Origin of the sequence: Sulfitobacter sp. F26204, from assembly GCF_026410305.1 — a bacterium.
In the GTDB taxonomy this organism is placed as follows: domain Bacteria; phylum Pseudomonadota; class Alphaproteobacteria; order Rhodobacterales; family Rhodobacteraceae; genus Sulfitobacter.
In genome coordinates, this window is sequence record NZ_JAPMLQ010000001.1 from 491,420 (window position 1) to 508,408 (window position 16,989).

The following is a 16,989-nucleotide window of genomic DNA, read 5'->3' on the forward strand; positions in this document are numbered from 1 at the left end:
TCAGCGCGCCTTTACTTTATTTAGGTATTTCACATAGATATTGGTAATTGCGACAACCATAATCAGCACGATGTAGGCAAATGCAGAGGACATGCCGGTCTGCCATTCCTGGAAGGCCATCTTGTATAGACGGATCGCGATCAGTTCGGTGTTGGGCTGGGAAGACAGGACATAGGCCAGATCAAAGGTTTTGAAGGCTTCCATCGTGCGAAAGATAATCGCGATCATCAGGATCGGGGCCACCAGTGGCAATGTGATCCGGAAAAAGGTGTAAAAACTGCCCGCGCGGTCGATTTCGGCAGCTTCGTAAAGATGTTTTGGAACGGCGGACAAACCGGCCAGTGACAACAACATGACAAAGGGTGCCCACATCCAGATATCGACGATGGCGATGGCGTATAGCGCCATATCCGGATCAGCGAGCCATTCAAACTTTCCCAGGCCAAGGAAATAATTGATGATGCCAAAATTGGGATCATACAGCAGCTTCCAGAACAGGCCGACGACAGCCATCGACAGCATCATTGGCAACAACAGTAGTGTGGTGATCAGACCTTTCGCCGGAATCGAGCGGTTCAACAACATCGCAAGGCCAAAGCCGACGATGACCTGTCCGGTGACAGAAATCAGAACATATTTTGCTGTGATGGAAAAATTCTTCCAGATGAACGGATCGTTGAGCAATTCGCGATAGTTCTGCAGGCCGACAAAATTTGCAGGCGCATTCGTGGATGCGCGAAAATCGGTAAAGGAATAGCCAAGCGAATAAAGTAACGGAAAAATGTTAAAGACGATCAGGAAAACAATCGTCGGCACGATAAAGAGATTGCGAATACTCAGATCGCTCATCCCCTTGGCCGCAGCATGAGATTTCGGATCTAATCGGGTCATGACTTCAGAGGGCACTGGGATGCTTCCTTTGATCTTCAAAGAGATGGGGCTTTGGGTGTCCGGGGGGAGAAAGGGGCGCGCCAACGCCCCTTTCTTTGGTTAACTGCGGATGGAATTACTGACCGCGACCGTACTTTTTGAAGGTTTCTTTCCAGTCCGCTGCCAAAGCGTCCAGCGTTTCCTGGGCAGAACCCTGATCACCGATGATGAATGGATACAGTCTCTGGTTGGCAGATGTCAGCAGTTCAGCAAATTCAGGCACGGCCCAAAAATCCTTGACCTTGAACATCGTCTGGTAAAACGCCTCGTTATAAGGTGTTGCCTTGCGGAACTCTTCGGATTCCAGGACTGCTGCACTTGCGGTATAGCCGCCCAACTCAGCCCAGCGTTTTTGGGTTTCATCCTTGATGAACCATTCCAGGAACTTCATCGATTCCTCCTGGTTCTCGGAATACTTTACAACGGAAATACCCTGTCCACCGAGTGCCGCAAACTGATCGCCATCGGGGCCCGCCGGATTTGCGAAGAACCCGGTGTTGGCCGCATGTGGGTTGGTTGCTTCGTTCAAAAGGGCTGGAAAGAAGGCAAAGTAGTTCATCGACATGGCCACCAGGCCTTCGGTGATTGCCTGATTGTTTTCAACAAAAAACGTCTTGGCCCAGCCCGGAGGGGTGTATCCGTAGAGTTTCTTGTAATTCTCAAGCGCGGCAACTGCCTTGGGTGAGTTGACGTAGCCGTCGACTTCGTAGGTTTCGAAGTTGCCCAGATCGGCACCATAGGAAAAGATTGCGTTTTCGACCCCCATCACCATCGCATCGTAACTGTTGTCGGTATAGATCGCGATGCCGTAACGATTTTCATCGGGCCGGTGGAAAAACTCGGCAATATCGGTCAGCTGCGCCCATGTGGCAGGCGGTGCAAGATCGTATCCATATTTTTCCTTGAAGGCGGTCATTTCAGCCGGATCTTCGAACCAGTCCTTGCGATATGACCAACCCACGGCATCCCCTTCGGCAGGGACGGCCCAGTATGTGCCAGAGTTGCCAGGATATTCAGCGTAGTATTTGACTGTTGCGGGGGCCATCACTTCGCCAAGATTATTGGCATCAAAGAATTCAGTCAGATCAACGTAGTGACCGCCCTCAGATGCGGCACCCAACCACTGACTGTCACCGACGATCATGTCATAGGCGCTGCCGCGCGCGTTGAATTCGGTAAATGCCTTGGTCTGGAAGTCGGCCCATGGCGTTGTCTCAACGGTCACAGAAATCCCGGTTTCCTCTTCATACTCGTTCGCAAGTTCCTGAAGGTAGTTGGCCGGATCCCATTCGGCCCAGAAGATCACCAGATCTTCAGCCCATGCCGCTGGCGCGGTGAGCGCACCAAGCGCGACTCCTGCCAGCATTCCATTCATAGTCTTTTTCATTTCGCTTCCTCCCAGATTTTGTTCCAAATTGCCTTTTGGCGTCTTGGCCTCCGCAGTTCTCCAACAAACGGAGCACATCGTTGGCAGTCGTCTTTGATAGACCTCTTTTTGGTACTACCAGATAAAAGAACCTGTCAAGGCTTTGTTTGGAGCGATCTACCCGGCATTATTTGGGGAAAATTAGTAAATCGCGTGATTATCGTGCCTAAATGACGGTACATTACCTCTTTCGATCTGTGGGATCGTGAATAAAAATGATGGACTTTGCGCTTTCGATCAGAATAATTGGCCAGACCAGATTGGAGGGGAAGCGGCTACATGATTCATCTCGTTGGCACATTTGACACCAAAGCAACCGAGATCGCTTATCTATATGATCTGCTGTCGAAGGGGGGGCAGGAAGTCTGCACAATTGACGTAGGTACACGCAGCACAGCAACACAAATGGACGTACCCCGGACAGAGGTGATGCGTTTTCATCCCGCAGGTGCCGGTTTTGTGCAATCAACAGAGAATCGCGGACAAGCGGTCGCGGCGATGGCGGCGGCATTTTCAGGTTATTGTCATGCGCAGGGTCAAACGATTGACGCTATCATCGGCGTTGGCGGTGGCGGTGGCACATCAATTGTCACCGCCGGTATGCGCGCGTTGCCATATGGTGTTCCCAAAGTCATGGTTTCAACACTCGCTTCGGGTGATGTGGCACCCTATGTTGGCACCAGTGACATCATCATGGTGCCTTCAGTAACCGACATTGCCGGATTGAACAGGATCAGCCGCCATATCCTGCATAATGCTGCCCAATCGATCCTTGGCATGGCACTTCATCCATATGTGGCAAAAAATGAAAACAGGCCAAGTCTGGGTCTGAGCATGTTCGGAGTAACGACTCCATCGGTCACCCAGATCTCTTCGCTTTTGGGGCAGCAGTTTGATTGTGTGGTCTTCCACGCCACCGGAACAGGTGGGCGTTGCATGGAACAATTGTTGACCGAGGGGATGTTGGACGGATTGATCGACATTACTACGACCGAGATTGCGGATGAACTGGTTGGTGGGGTTTTGTCTGCCGGGGCAACAAGGCTGGATGCGGTGATCGCCAGCGGTGCACCCTATGTTGGTTCGGTTGGTGCCTTGGACATGGTGAATTTCTGGGCCCCGGAGACAGTTCCGGAAAAATTCAAAGACAGGTTACTCTATCATCACAATGATAATGTCACGCTGATGCGGACCTCTGCCGCAGAAAGCGCAGAAATCGGTACCTGGATCGCTGGCAAGCTGAACAAGGCGACGGGGCCTGTGCGGTTATTGGTGCCGGAAAAGGGCGTGTCGGACCTTGATATCGAAGACGGACCATTTTGGGATCCAAAGGCAGATGCTGCCCTCTTCGCTGCGCTGGAAGAGGGGTTGAAGCAAACTGAGACCCGCCAGCTCATACGGCTGCCATATCACATCAATGACACTGCTTTCTCTGCTGCTGCGGCTCAAGCGTATCTCGACATCAATTAGGAAATACCATGACAACAATACCTCGCGCGACCATCCTCAAGAAATTCACAGCTTTGATCGAAGCCGGCCAGCCGATCATCGGTGGTGGTGCGGGGACCGGTCTTTCCGCAAAATCCGAAGAGGCCGGTGGCATTGATTTGATCGTTATCTACAATTCGGGCCGCTACCGGATGGCCGGTCGAGGATCGTCCGCCGGTTTGCTGGCCTATGGCAATGCCAACGAGATCGTCAAGGAAATGGCGGTAGAGGTCTTGCCAGTGGTCAAACACACGCCGGTTCTGGCGGGTGTGAATGGCACTGATCCCTTCATTCTGATGCCGCAGTTTCTGCAAGAGCTCAAGATGATGGGATTTTCCGGCGTTCAAAATTTTCCGACAATTGGATTGTTCGATGGGGCCATGCGCCAAAGCTTTGAGGAAACCGGTATGGGTTTCGACCTTGAAGTCGATATGATCGCACAGGCCCATGCGCTTGACCTGTTGACGACGCCTTACGTGTTTAACCCGCAAGAAGCTGTTGCAATGGCCAAGGCAGGCGCGGACATCGTCGTGGCCCATATGGGTGTTACGACCGGTGGTACCATTGGCGCGACTTCAGCGAAAAGCCTTGACGATTGTGTTGCCGAGATTGACGCCATTGCAGCGGCTGCGAAATCCATACGCGAAGACATTATGGTCATTTGTCACGGCGGGCCGATTGCCATGCCGGATGATGCAGCCTTTGTGTTGCGGCATTGCGCGTGTTGCCACGGGTTTTACGGTGCCAGTAGTGCGGAACGTCTGCCAACCGAAATTGCCATCCGAGACCAGATTAAACAGTTCAAGGGGATGGATGTGAACACGAGAAAGAAAGAGGGTTAAAATGGCCAAGATGGACAAGCATTTTGTTTATCCCGCCGGGGTGGACAATTTTGGGTTTGATTGGGGGCGATTGGCGCTGACCTGCGCACCAGAGGTGAATGGTGCCACCCAATTCTCAGCCGGAGTTGTGTTTGTCCCTCCGGGTCAAGGGCACAGCCGTCACAACCATCCCGGCGCGGAAGAGATCATATTCATCATCAGGGGAACCGGTGAGCAGATGATCGAAGATGCAGACGGCACGCCAGAAACACGCGAAATCGGTGCCGGATGCACGGTGTTCATTCCCGACGGCCGCTTTCACGCTACCCGCAATATCGGAACTGAGCCAATGGAGATTTTCGTAGTTTATTCACCCACGGGGCCGGAAAAGCTGCTGCGCGATGCGCCTGATTTCCGCTTGATCCCCTCTGATGAAGATGACGGAGGGCGCGATGACTGATCTCAGTTATGATTTCGATCACCTGGACAGCCTCATGGAGGAGGCTGGACTGGATGTGATTTTGGTAACATCCAAACACAATGCCCAATACCTGATGGGCGGATACAAGTTCATCTTCTTTTCCGCCATGGATGCTATCGGGCATGGCCGTTACTTGCCCGTGGTTGTCTATTTCAAGGGGCAGCGCGACCGGACCGCCTATATCGCCAATAAGATGGAGAAAGGGGAACATGAAAACGCACCACTATGGGTGCCGCATTTTTATCCGATGGCCTGGGGCAGTGTGGACAGTATCACGCAGGCGATCAGCCACCTTCACGAAATGGGTTTCAAGGCAGGGCGCATTGGCATTGAACCACCGTTTTTGCCTTCTGATTCAAAAGAAGTCTTGTTGGACGCCCTGCCAGACTCCGAGTTCATCAATGCTACATCGGTCCTGGAGAATCTTCGCGCCGTAAAATCTATGGCTGAGTTGTCTCTGCTGCGCGAAGCATCAGAAAAGATCACGGCATCCATGCAAGCAACGATTGCCGCATCAGGAGAAGGAAGTACCAAGCACGAGATCATCGAACTTTTGCGCCAGGAAGAAACCAAGCGTGGGCTGCAATTTGATTATTGCTTGTTGACCTTGGGTGCCAGCCACAACCGTGCCGGGTCAGATCAGGCATGGGCCAAAGGTGACATCCTGTCGATCGATTCAGGGGGCAATCTATGTGGTTATATCGGTGACATATGTCGGATGGGTGTGTTGGGCGAGCCGGACGCCGAACTTGTTGATTTGCTGGGTGAAATACAAGAAATTCAACAGGCGGCTTTTGCAGAAGTGCGCGCCGGGGCAGCGGGCGGGCATGCGATTGCAGCGGGCCAGGCGGCCTTGGCCAACCAGCCCAATAAGCAATACATCGATTTCTTTGGTCATGGCATGGGGTTGGTCAGTCATGAAGCGCCATTCCTGTTGACCAATCATCCTGTCGCTTATGAAGGTCGTGATGCAGACAAGCCCTTGAAGGCCGGTATGGTTCTGTCGATTGAAACTCACATGCAACATCCCAAGCGAGGTTTTATCAAGCTGGAGGACACGCTGGCAGTGACCGAAACCGGTTATGAAATGTTCGGAACCGAAGGGCGTGGTTGGAACCGGAGCGACAAATTCTGAAAATCTATTGCTGGCCGATTGAATTCTTAGCCTGTCGTCAGTTTCGATAGCAAAACCGCAATGAATTGATCTGATGTTTCCGTTCAGTCAAGACTGAATAAACTTGACAATGAACTTGCGATGCTCCTAAACGCGAAAATTCGTCAGGAGCTTTTGATGTCAGCGGAACAATCCCTAGATGTTATTCGTAGCGAATTCATTGAAAAGACCGGCCTAATCAGTCAGGCCGAAGGCTTGCCGCGTATCGCAGGGCGCGTTTTCGGAATGTTGATCTTTGATGGCGATATGGTTTCTTTCAGCGACTTGGCTACGGGTTTGCAGGTAAGCCGTGCAAGCATCAGTACCAGCATTCGCATCCTCGAAGAGCGCGGTCTGGTGAAGCGCATGACCAAACCCGGCGAGCGGCAGGATTATTTTCAACTGGCCCCCAATCCCTATGCAACCATGTTGACTGGTATTCAGAAGCGCACTCTCGCAACCAGATCCGAGATCGCAGATACCATCAGCAAATTGCCAGCGAATGCCAGTGCGGCCGATCGTTTGGCGGCCTATGCGGATTTCTATGCCTCGCTGGATTCCGCGATAAAACTGGCGTTGGATGAATTGGACGCTCCCACAACTTCAAAATCGGGGCAACATCCCGCAGCCTCAAAGGATCTGAGCGATGACAGGTAAACCGGCAACCACTGGCAAAAAGCCAAAATCGCCAAGTGCAGCTGATGCAGCCAAGTCCAAGGAACGAATGACCAAAGATGATGCTGCGGCACATCAAATGCAGCAGGAATTGGTTTTTACATCAGACAAGGGCGCCGCGCGCTCAACCTGGATCGCGGCATTTCTTGTGCTGGCCATTGTCGGCTGGATGGGTAGCGGGTTCATATTCCCAACCGAAAAGGCCTCATCTGTTGCGCGCCGCGAAGATCCTGCACCTGTATCCGTCGCGGTCACAAATTCAGTGGCGGACACAGTAACTCAATATTATCAGGCAGAGGGTCAGGCCTTGCCGGATCGTGATACGAAACTGCGCGCAGAGATTTCAGGTGACATTGCCGAAGTCCTTGTCGTCAAGGGCCAGGATGTCAAAGCGGGATCCGTCATTGCACGTTTCGATCCGACAAATAACGAGGCTGACGCCAAGCGTGCAGCAGAAGAACTTGCCCGTGTGCAGCGCGAATTTGACAATGCCGAAAAACTGCTTGAGCGTGGTGTCGCGACGGCAGACCGTGTCGTGCAGGCCCGCGCCGCACTGGCAAGCGCGCAAGCGCAGGTGATCGCGGTCGCCCAGTCTGCAAAGGCACTGACCATTACAGCGCCCTTTGACGGGCGGATTGAAACACTTGATCTGGATGCCGGTGAATTTGTCTCTTCTGGTGCCGAAGTCGGTCGTTTGGTTGACATCACGCCCTTGACCGTTGCCATTCAGGTGCCTCAGCAATCTCTTACCCGTCTTGCTGTCGGTCAAACCGCGAAGGTGAAATTCATTACCGGAGAAGAGCGCGAAGGAACCGTCACCTTTGTCGGCAGCGCGGCCGCATCCGAAACCCGAACGTTTCTGGCGGAAATCGAAGTCGCCAATGAAGATGGTGCGATTCCAGCGGGGATTTCTGCAGAAGTTGTGATACCGACGGGCGAGGTCGTGGCGCATTTCCTGACCGCCTCGATCGTATCACTGGATACTTCCGGCACGCTTGGGGTCAAAACCGTCAATGCTGACAAAGTGGTCGAATTCTTCCCGATCGAGATCGTGCGGGCGCAGATTGACGGTCTTTGGGTGACGGGATTGCCAGAAACGGTTGATGTGATCACCGTCGGTCAAGGCTATGTCAATGATGGTGAGACTGTCGTGCCCTCAGCAGCGGAGAAACCCCAATGAATGCCATCATCGACGCGGCCTTTTCGCGGTCGCGCGTTGTCGTGATGGCGCTTTTCATGGTGCTGACCGTCGGCGCGCTTGCCTATGTCTCTATCCCGAAAGAAGCCAACCCCGAGGTACCGCTGCCGCTGTTTTATGTTTCCACCGGTCTGGATGGTATCAGCCCAAGCGATGCCGAACGCCTGTTGCTTGAGCCGATGGAAACTGAATTCGCTTCGATTGCCGGTCTCGACAGTATGAAGTCCGATGCTGCGGAGGGGTTCGCGAGCATCCAGCTTGAGTTCCTGCCAGGGGGTGACAACGACGAAGCGTTGGACAAGGTCCGCGAAGCGGTGAACCGTGTGGAATCCGAATTGCCCGAAGACGCACGCGATATTACGATCACCGAGATCAACACTGCGCTTTTTCCGATCATTACGGCAATTCTGTCCGGGCCATTGCCGGAGCGCACATTGAATTCACTTGCTGAGCGGCTTCAGGAAGAAATCGAAGGCCTGGAAGGTGTGTTGGAGGCTGAAATCGGCGGGCAACGGTTTGAATTCCTTGAAGTGCTGATCGATCCCACCGTTTTTCAAACCTACAATCTGTCATTTGACGAACTGATCGGGCAAATCCAACGCAACAACCGCCTGATCGCGGCTGGCGCCATTGAAACGGGGTCGGGGCGGATTGTGTTGAAGGTTCCCGGCCTGATCGAAAATCTGAGCGACGTAATGAACATGCCGGTCAAGGTGCGCGGCAATGCCGTAGTGACGTTTGGCGATGTCGCCACGATCCGTCGCACGTTCGAGGATCCTGATTCCTTTGCCCGCATCAATGGCCAACCTGCACTGGCGCTTGAGGTTACCAAACGTTCGGGCGCGAACATTATCGATACCGTAGCTGACGTCAAAGCCCTGGTGGAAGAGTTGCGCGTCGACTGGCCCGATAATGTTGAAATCACCTATCTGCAGGACCAGAGCAAGCAGGTTAAAGACATGTTGAGCGACCTGGAAGCGAACGTGATTGCAGCGGTCATTCTGGTTATGATCGTCATAGTTCTGGCGCTGGGCATAAGATCTGCCATCCTTGTCGGACTGTCGATTCCAGGTGCCTTTCTGGCGGGCGTCATCGCGCTTTGGATGATGGACTATACAATGAATATCGTTGTGCTGTTCTCGCTGATCCTCGTTGTTGGCATGTTGGTGGACGGGGCGATTGTCACAACCGAACTTGCTGACCGCAAGTTGCAAGAGGGAGTATCGCCAAAAGAGGCCTATGCATATGCCGCCAAACGCATGTCCTGGCCGATCATTGCTTCTACTGCGACGACCCTCAGCGTGTTCTTTCCTCTGCTCTTCTGGGCAGGCATGGTGGGTGAATTCATGAAATTCCTGCCCACAACCGTGATACTGACGTTATCGGCGTCATTGTTTATGGCGCTGATTTTTATCCCTGTTGTTGGCGGTTTGATCGGTAAACGTCAGCCGCAGCCGGCCAAGGCCAAGCGCGCGTTGCATGCGGCCGAAATCGGTGACCCTCGTGAGATGGGCGGCTTTACCGGTGCATATGTACGTCTGTTGGCCTGGGCCATTGTGCGCCCTGTCACGACGTTGTTGCTGGCGGTTGCGCTTTTGCTGGGCGGTTTCGGCCTGTATGGTCAGTTCGGTAAAGGCATCAGCTTTTTCCCCTCGGTCGAACCAGACTTCATGCAGGTTCAGGTACGTGCGCGGGACAATTTCTCGATCTTTGAACGTGATGCATTGGTCCGAGCGGTCGAAGATCGCATCCTGGGATATGATGAGATTGCCAGCATTTATGCACGATCCATGATGAGCGCCGGGAGAGGCGATGAGGAAACCATTGGTACGCTGCAACTGGAATTAACCCCCTGGGACACCCGCCGCACTGCTGCCGAAATCGGAGAAGACATCCGCAAAAGCGTGTCGGACATCGCCGGGATCGATGTGCAAGTGCAAACCGAAAGTGGTGGCCCTTCCGCTGGAAAGCCCGTGAATCTACAGATCACCGCACGTGACCCACAGGTGCAGGGCAAGGCGGTGCAGCAAATCAGGGACATAATGGACAGAATGGGTGGCTTTACCGATGTGACGGATACCCGTCCGGTGCCGGGGGTGGAGGTTTCGATCCTTGTGGACCGCGCCGAAGCGGCACGTTTTGGCGCGGATGTCAGTTTACTGGGGCAAGCTGTTCAGCTTTTGACCCAGGGCATTACCGTGGCGGATTACCGCCCCGAAGATGTGGATGGATCGCTTGATATTCGTGTGCGTTTCCCCCGCGAGGAACGGTCCCTGGCAGAGCTTGCCGGACTGCGCGTTCCAACGACATCCGGTCTGGTTCCGATTTCGAATTTCGTGACCTTTGCCCCGTCCGAGCGTACAGGCGTTATCCGTCGGATCGACGAAAAGCGTGTGACCACGATCGAGGCCAATGTGGCCCCTGGTGTTCTGGTGAACGATCAGGTCGTCGCTTTGACCGCATCATTGCAAGCTACCGATCTGCCGGAGGGCGTGGAATTCAGCTTTGCAGGTGAGGCCGAGGATCAGCAAGAAAGCATGAATTTCCTCATAGGTGCCTTTTTCGCCGCAATTTTCATGATGTTTGTCATCCTCGTGATCCAGTTCAACAGTTTCTTTCAGGCCGTTGTCGTGATGAGCGCCATCGTCTTTTCAATTGCAGGGGTCTTGTTGGGCCTGATTGTCACTGGGCGGCCCTTTGGTGTCGTGATGGGGGGAATTGGGGTGATCGCATTGGCGGGCATTGTTGTGAACAACAACATTGTACTGATCGATACTTATAATGACCTGCGGAAGGCCGGGCGTTCCCCGCGAGAGGCAGCGCTGCGTACAGGTGCCCAACGCCTGCGCCCAGTGATCCTTACATCGGTGACCACCGCGCTGGGATTGATGCCGATGGTCATCGGGCTGAACCTGAACTTCTTTACCCGCGAGATAGTCTATGGGGCACCTTCAACCCAGTGGTGGACCGAGCTTTCCTCTGCCATCGCGGGCGGACTTGTCATTGCGACGGTGTTAACACTGGTGGTTACACCTGCGATGCTGATGCTTGGAGAACGGAAAACGAACCGCAAGGAGCAGCAATTACAGCCGGCTGGGTAGCGAGACAGAGATCCCGTATCAGTCGCCATATCTATTGGTGACCTGTGTAAGGTCAGGCATCCTGCCCGACCTTCTGTCGCTGTTGACCCAAACCCTGGATTCCCAGTTCCATCACATCCCCGACCTTCAGGAATACAGGCTCCGGCTTTACGCCCAATCCGACACCAGGTGGCGTGCCCGTCGCGATCACATCGCCGGGGTGCAATGTCATCAACCCGGAAAGGTGTTCGATGATTTCAGCCACCGAAAAGATCATTGTCCTGGTATTGCCGTTTTGCATCCGTTTCCCGTTCACATCGCAATACATCGACAGGTTCTGTGGGTCCGGCACCTCGTCCCGCGTGACCAGCCATGGACCTGTCGGACCAAAGGTGTCGCATGATTTGCCCTTGGTCCACTGGCCGCTTAACCTGGATTGAAAATGCCGCTCTGACACGTCATTGACGATGCAGTAGCCTGCAACATGGTTCAAGGCCTCTTCTTTCGAGACATATTTGGCGGTTTTGCCAATGACGACTCCCAGTTCAACCTCCCAGTCGGTACGGGTCGATCCGCGTGGCATGATCACATCGTCATAGGCACCGACAATTGCGGAGTTCGCTTTGAAAAACAGTATCGGATGTTCGGGGATCGCAGCACCGGTTTCGGCGGCGTGATCGGAATAATTCAACCCGATACAGAGGAATTTTCCGATATTTCCAATGCAGGGGCCGATGCGCTGTTCACCCTCCACAACCGGCAGGCTCGCAGGGTCGATGCCGCGCAGTTTCGCAAGCGTCGCATCATCCACTGTTGCGCCTGTGATGTCTGCCACATGTGCCGAAAGATCGCGCAGAAGGCCTGCATTGTCCAACAAACCGGGTTTTTCCGCGCCTGCAGGTCCGTATCGAAGTAGTTTCATGAGATCATCCTTTAGTGGTTGTCACGCGGCATGAATTTGCGCGCGATGTCCTGATATTTGTCCGCCCCTTGCAGTGTCATGCCGTGATCAAGTCGCCCGACCTTCTCGCGGAATATTTCCTGCCAGGGGGATTGGCTTGCGGGGATGTCATACCCGCCATTGGCGGCTAATTTGCGCGCACGGTCATTCAACGTATCCAGCGGCACCAGCATGTTTACCGTGCCCCTGGCGAGATCGATCCGCACGGGATCGCCGTTTTGTAACAGGGCAAGCCCTCCGCCATCCGCCGCCTCGGGAGCGGCGTTCAGAATTGAAGGACTACCAGAAGTTCCAGACTGCCGCCCATCGCCGATACAGGGCAATGCCTCGATTCCCTGTTTGATTAGGTAGGAGGGTGGACGCATGTTCACCACCTCGGCGGCACCGGGATAGCCCTTGGGGCCTGCGCCGCGCATGACAAGAATACAGTTTGCGTCGATATTCTCGGCTGTATCGTCGATCCGCCGGTGAAAATCCTCAGGTCCGTCAAAAACCACAGCCCGGCCTTCGAAGGCTTCGGGGTCGTCGGGGTTGGATAAATAGGATTTGCGGAACGCCGGTGAGATTACCGAGGTTTTCATGATCGCGCTTTCAAACAAATTGCCTGACAGGTTCAGGAATCCTGCCTGCGCTTTCATTGGATCATTCACAGACTTGATCACATCGGTATTTTTTGACCGTTGCATCGCGCAATTGTCGAATATCGAAAATCCATTGACCGTCATCGCCTGCGGGTGCGGCAACAGACCAGCGGCAACCAATTCGCCTATCACCGCTGGCACGCCCCCGGCCAGTTGATAGTCTTCGCCCAGATATTTGCCCGCCGGCTGCATGTTGACCAATAGTGGAATGTCGTGGCCGTGTTCCTGCCAATCGTTGTTGTCCAGGGAAACACCCAGGTGCCGTGCAATGGCGTTCAAGTGAATTGGGGCATTGGTGGATCCCCCGATGGCAGAGTTTACCACGATGGCATTTTCAAAGGCCTCGCGGGTCATGATCTGCGTTGGCCTCATGTCTTCCCAGACCATGTCGACGATCCGCTTGCCTGTCTCATAACTGATCTGCCCGCGTTCACGGTAGGGGGCGGGAATTGCAGCGGCACCGGGCAATTGCATGCCCAGGGCTTCGGCCAGCGAATTCATCGTCGTCGCTGTGCCCATGGTATTGCAATAGCCGACCGAAGGGGCAGAGGCGGCGGCGATCTCCATGAACTCATCGGTGTCGATGTTGCCAGCGGCCAACTGCTCGCGTGCTTTCCAGATGACCGTGCCGGAACCGGCTCGTTCGCCTTTCCACCACCCGTTGAGCATCGGCCCAACTGACAAGGCGATGGCGGGAATATTCACCGTTGCCGCCGCCATCAGCAGGGCGGGGGTTGTTTTGTCACATCCGATGTTCAGAACAACACCATCGAGAGGATAACCAAACAGTGTTTCAACCAAGGATAAATAGGCAAGGTTGCGATCGAGCGACGCAGTCGGGCGTTTGCCGGTTTCCTGAATCGGATGAACCGGGATTTCGATACATGTCCCACCTGCGGCGATGATCCCGTCGCGCACGCGCTTGGTCAACTCGATGTGATGCCGGTTGCAGGGCGACAGGTCGCTGCCGGTTTGTGCAATCCCTATCATCGGTTTGCCCGATTGCAGTTCGTCGCGGGTCAGCCCGTAATTCAGGTACCGTTCAAGATAAAGCGCCGTCATTTCCAGATTGTCGGGGTTCATGAACCATTTGCGCGAGCGCAGATCGCCGATGTCGATTTTCCGTTTCATTGGCCTGACCAACCTCCGTCGATGATGTGGGTATGTCCGGTCGTAAAGCCGCTTTCGTCACTGGCAAGGTAAACAACCAGTGCCGCGATTTCTTTGGCTGATGCGACGCGGCCCATTGGCTGGCGGGTCACGAATTGTTCCAACGCCTTGTCGTAACTTCCCAAGGCGTCGCCGAGCGCGCGCACACGTTCATGCCAGGAGGGGCTTTCGACCGTACCGGGGCAAATGCAGTTACAGCGGATACCTTGTTTGATATAATCAACGGCGACGGATTTGGTGAGTCCGACAACCGCTGCCTTGGTTGTGCCATAGACAAACCGGTTGGGCGCACCAATGACAGAGCCTGCAGCGGATGACATGTTGATGATTGACCCGTTTCCGCGCGCCAGCATTCCTGGAAGCGCGGCGCGAATAGTGCGCATCATGGATCGCACATTCAGGTCGAATGCATCAACCAATTCATCATCAGTGGCGTCCAATACGGTTCCGTGATGCACAAAGCCTGCACAGTTGAAGAGAACATCCGGATCAGCCCGTTCCATGCCGTTCGCGATACTCTTGGGATCCAGGACATCCAATTCCATGATCTCGATATTCCCAGCTGTTTCTTCCCGAATCGTGGACAGAGTTTTCAGGTTCACATCCGTGGCGAAAACCTCAGCACCTTCGTGTGCCATAGCAATTGCACTGGCACGCCCAATTCCCTGCGCTGCTGCCGTGATCAATACGCGTTTGCCCCTAAGTCGTTGACCCATATCGCTAAACCATCCCTTAATGCCGCCACGACCTTGCGCGTCCTCAAAGCATTCTCTGCAGACTCTGAAAACGATGCGGTTTGTCGCTCTTGCTTGCCGGCACCCTATGCGCCTGTGTTAGCGTATGACAGAGATTGGAGTTTGGCCATCACCCGACTGCGTTCATGCGCCAGCCCAGAACATCGGCCTTCAGCGGGTCGAACCAATTTGGAAAAGAAGCCAGGGATGACGCGTGTGGCATGTATCGGGGAGGCGATGATTGAATTGTCAGTGGCAGAGGAGGGTACACTTCTTGGCGTTGCGGGCGACAGCCTGAATACAGCGATCTATTTGCGCCGCACTGCCCCCGCGCTAGAGATTGAATATGTGACCTGCCTGGGGGATGATCCGTTTTCTCACCGCATTCTGGATTTTATCAAAGACCGGGAAATTGGCACGTCTTCAATCAGCCAGATCACAAACAAGTCACCGGGCCTATATGCGATTACGACCGCCCCTGACGGTGAGCGCAGCTTTACCTATTGGCGTGGTGATTCCGCTGCCCGGGACCTGTTCGCAGATGGCGATTTTGCATTTCTTGGCGGTTTTGACATCGTATATCTATCGGGTATTTCACTCGCAATCCTGCCTCATCCCGTCAGGCTGGACCTGCTGAACTGGCTGAAGAAGTCGAAAGTTTCTGTCGCCTATGACAGCAATTACCGCGCGCGACTCTGGGACAATGTGGCACATGCCCGACTGATCACCGATGCTTTTTGGAAACGCGCCGACATCTTACTGCCTTCGATCGATGATGAGATGACGCTTTTTGAGGAATCCGAATCCGAGGTCCTGGTACGATTTTCCGGATAAAAAGGTTTCGGTGCGCTGAAACGCGGTGCCGACGGACCTTTGTCTTTGGGCTGCGATCTTCGCCAATCCTACCCGCCTGCCACCCGGGTTGTGGATACCACCGCCGCCGGTGACAGCTTTAACGGCGGCTATCTGGGTGCGTTGTTGGCTGGAAAAAACCAGGCAGAGGCACTGATGACGGGACATCGTCTTGCTACACAGGTTGTCCAGCATCGCGGCGCGATTGTCCCCGCATCCATTTAACAAACCGGCGACATTGGTTGCAGTGAAGCCTGGATCAAGCGCGCGGGATTTGCTCTGGCCGCTTGTACGTTGGTCATGCTTCGCGCTAACTGTTGACTGAACAACCGAGGTACCCAAATTGACAACTTCTGCCAAACGCCCCCTTACTCTACGGGATGTCTCTGATGCTTGCGGTGTTTCTGAAATGACAGTCAGTCGGGTGCTGCGAAATCGGGGTGACGTATCAGTGGCAACGCGCAGCAAGGTGCTGGCCGCAGCCAAGGAACTTGGCTATGTGCCCAACCAGATTGCAGGTTCGCTTGCGTCACAGCGGGTCAATCTGGTGGCTGTGATTGTCCCATCCCTGAGCAACATGGTTTTCCCGGAGGTTTTGACTGGGATCAACCAGATTCTCGAAAATTCGCCACTGCAACCGGTGTTCGGCGTGACGGATTACCTGCCTGAAAAGGAAGAGCGTGTTCTATACGAAATGCTTTCGTGGCGGCCCTCCGGCGTGATTATCGCAGGGTTGGAACATTCCGAGGCAACCTGCGCCATGCTGTCGAATTCGGGTATTCCTGTGGTTGAAATAATGGATACGGATGGCAAGCCGGTGGATGCCATGGTCGGAATTTCGCACCGCCGGGCAGGGCGCGAAATGGCGGCGGCGATCCTCAAGGAAGGGTATGAACGGATCGGCTTTATGGGCACGAAGATGCCTTTGGATCATCGCGCGCGCAAACGCTTTGAAGGGTTCACTGAGGGTTTGGCCAAGGCAGGTGTCGAGATTGAAGATCGTGCCTTTTATTCGGGTGGTTCTGCGCTTGCCAAGGGGCGCGAAATGACACAGGAAATGCTTGAGCGCTCTCCCGATCTCGATTTTCTGTATTATTCCAACGATATGATCGGTGCCGGAGGGCTGCTTTACCTTATTGATCAGGGCATCGATGTGCCGCAACAAATCGGGCTGGCCGGTTTTAACAATGTGGAATTGCTGCAAGGATTACCGCGCCAGTTGGCGACGATGGATGCCTGTCGCATCGAGATTGGGCAGGCGGCAGCCAAGATCATTCTCAACCAGACCCTGGAAGATCCAGACCCGGATGTTCCGAACCAACTGACGTTGACCCCGAAATTGTCTTATGGGGATACACTGCGCCGTAAACGTCTTTGAT

Annotated in this window: 13 protein-coding genes and 1 pseudogene; 9 read left to right on the top strand and 5 right to left on the bottom strand. The window is 54.2% G+C overall.

Annotated elements, in window-relative coordinates:
• Nucleotides 1-906 carry a carbohydrate ABC transporter permease gene (locus OS190_RS02335; RefSeq protein WP_267157050.1) on the bottom strand — a complete coding sequence of 302 codons (906 nt, stop codon included), beginning with the start codon at nt 904-906 and terminating at the stop codon, nt 1-3.
• A 100-nt stretch (nt 907-1,006) separates the two neighbouring features.
• Nucleotides 1,007-2,317: an ABC transporter substrate-binding protein gene (locus tag OS190_RS02340; RefSeq protein WP_267157051.1), complete on the bottom strand. Its 1,311-nt coding sequence runs from the start codon at nt 2,315-2,317 to the stop codon at nt 1,007-1,009.
• A gap of 318 nt (nt 2,318-2,635) precedes the next feature.
• Between OS190_RS02340 and OS190_RS02345 the strand changes: the two genes are divergently transcribed.
• The 7 genes from OS190_RS02345 to OS190_RS02375 all read left to right on the top strand — a co-directional run bounded on the left by OS190_RS02345 (nt 2,636) and on the right by OS190_RS02375 (nt 11,273).
• Nucleotides 2,636-3,826, top strand: coding sequence for a Tm-1-like ATP-binding domain-containing protein (locus tag OS190_RS02345; protein WP_267157052.1), 1,191 nt, complete (start codon nt 2,636-2,638; stop codon nt 3,824-3,826).
• Between the two features lie 8 nt (nt 3,827-3,834).
• Nucleotides 3,835-4,686, top strand: a complete 852-nt coding sequence (locus OS190_RS02350) for a phosphoenolpyruvate hydrolase family protein (protein WP_267157053.1) — start codon at nt 3,835-3,837, stop codon at nt 4,684-4,686.
• Nucleotide 4,687: 1 nt separating this feature from the next.
• A complete protein-coding gene (locus OS190_RS02355; RefSeq protein ID WP_267157054.1) occupies nt 4,688-5,125 on the top strand; it encodes a cupin domain-containing protein in 438 nt (145 codons plus the stop codon).
• Nucleotides 5,118-6,281 carry a M24 family metallopeptidase gene (locus tag OS190_RS02360; RefSeq protein WP_267157055.1) on the top strand — a complete coding sequence of 388 codons (1,164 nt, stop codon included), beginning with the start codon at nt 5,118-5,120 and terminating at the stop codon, nt 6,279-6,281. The genes OS190_RS02355 and OS190_RS02360 overlap by 8 nt, the downstream gene beginning before the upstream one ends.
• 156 nt (nt 6,282-6,437) lie before the next feature.
• Nucleotides 6,438-6,956, top strand: a complete 519-nt coding sequence (locus OS190_RS02365) for a GbsR/MarR family transcriptional regulator (protein WP_267157056.1) — start codon at nt 6,438-6,440, stop codon at nt 6,954-6,956.
• Nucleotides 6,946-8,154: an efflux RND transporter periplasmic adaptor subunit gene (locus OS190_RS02370; RefSeq protein ID WP_267157057.1), complete on the top strand. Its 1,209-nt coding sequence runs from the start codon at nt 6,946-6,948 to the stop codon at nt 8,152-8,154. The genes OS190_RS02365 and OS190_RS02370 overlap by 11 nt, the downstream gene beginning before the upstream one ends.
• Complete coding sequence (locus tag OS190_RS02375; protein WP_267157058.1) at nt 8,151-11,273, top strand: efflux RND transporter permease subunit; 3,123 nt, start codon at nt 8,151-8,153, stop codon at nt 11,271-11,273. Before OS190_RS02370 ends, OS190_RS02375 begins: the two co-directional genes overlap by 4 nt.
• A 52-nt stretch (nt 11,274-11,325) precedes the next feature.
• Here OS190_RS02375 and OS190_RS02380 read toward each other — a convergent pair whose 3' ends face one another.
• Genes OS190_RS02380 through OS190_RS02390 form a run of 3 tightly spaced genes read right to left on the bottom strand, consistent with a single transcriptional unit; the run spans nt 11,326 to nt 14,740 of the window.
• Complete coding sequence (locus tag OS190_RS02380; RefSeq protein WP_267157059.1) at nt 11,326-12,174, bottom strand: fumarylacetoacetate hydrolase family protein; 849 nt, start codon at nt 12,172-12,174, stop codon at nt 11,326-11,328.
• An 11-nt stretch (nt 12,175-12,185) separates the two neighbouring features.
• Nucleotides 12,186-13,985 carry an IlvD/Edd family dehydratase gene (locus tag OS190_RS02385; RefSeq protein WP_267157060.1) on the bottom strand — a complete coding sequence of 600 codons (1,800 nt, stop codon included), beginning with the start codon at nt 13,983-13,985 and terminating at the stop codon, nt 12,186-12,188.
• The gene (locus tag OS190_RS02390) at nt 13,982-14,740 is read right to left on the bottom strand and encodes an SDR family oxidoreductase (protein WP_267157061.1); all 759 of its coding nucleotides are present in this window, start codon (nt 14,738-14,740) and stop codon (nt 13,982-13,984) included. The genes OS190_RS02385 and OS190_RS02390 overlap by 4 nt, the downstream gene beginning before the upstream one ends.
• Nucleotides 14,741-14,965: 225 nt before the next feature.
• Here OS190_RS02390 and OS190_RS02395 point away from each other — a divergent pair.
• Together OS190_RS02395 and OS190_RS02400 are read left to right on the top strand one after the other, a co-directional pair.
• Nucleotides 14,966-15,835 (top strand): annotated as a pseudogene (locus tag OS190_RS02395) (sugar kinase).
• A 118-nt stretch (nt 15,836-15,953) separates the two neighbouring features.
• Nucleotides 15,954-16,988 carry a LacI family DNA-binding transcriptional regulator gene (locus tag OS190_RS02400; RefSeq protein ID WP_267157062.1) on the top strand — a complete coding sequence of 345 codons (1,035 nt, stop codon included), beginning with the start codon at nt 15,954-15,956 and terminating at the stop codon, nt 16,986-16,988.
• Nucleotide 16,989: the final 1 nt, after the last annotated feature.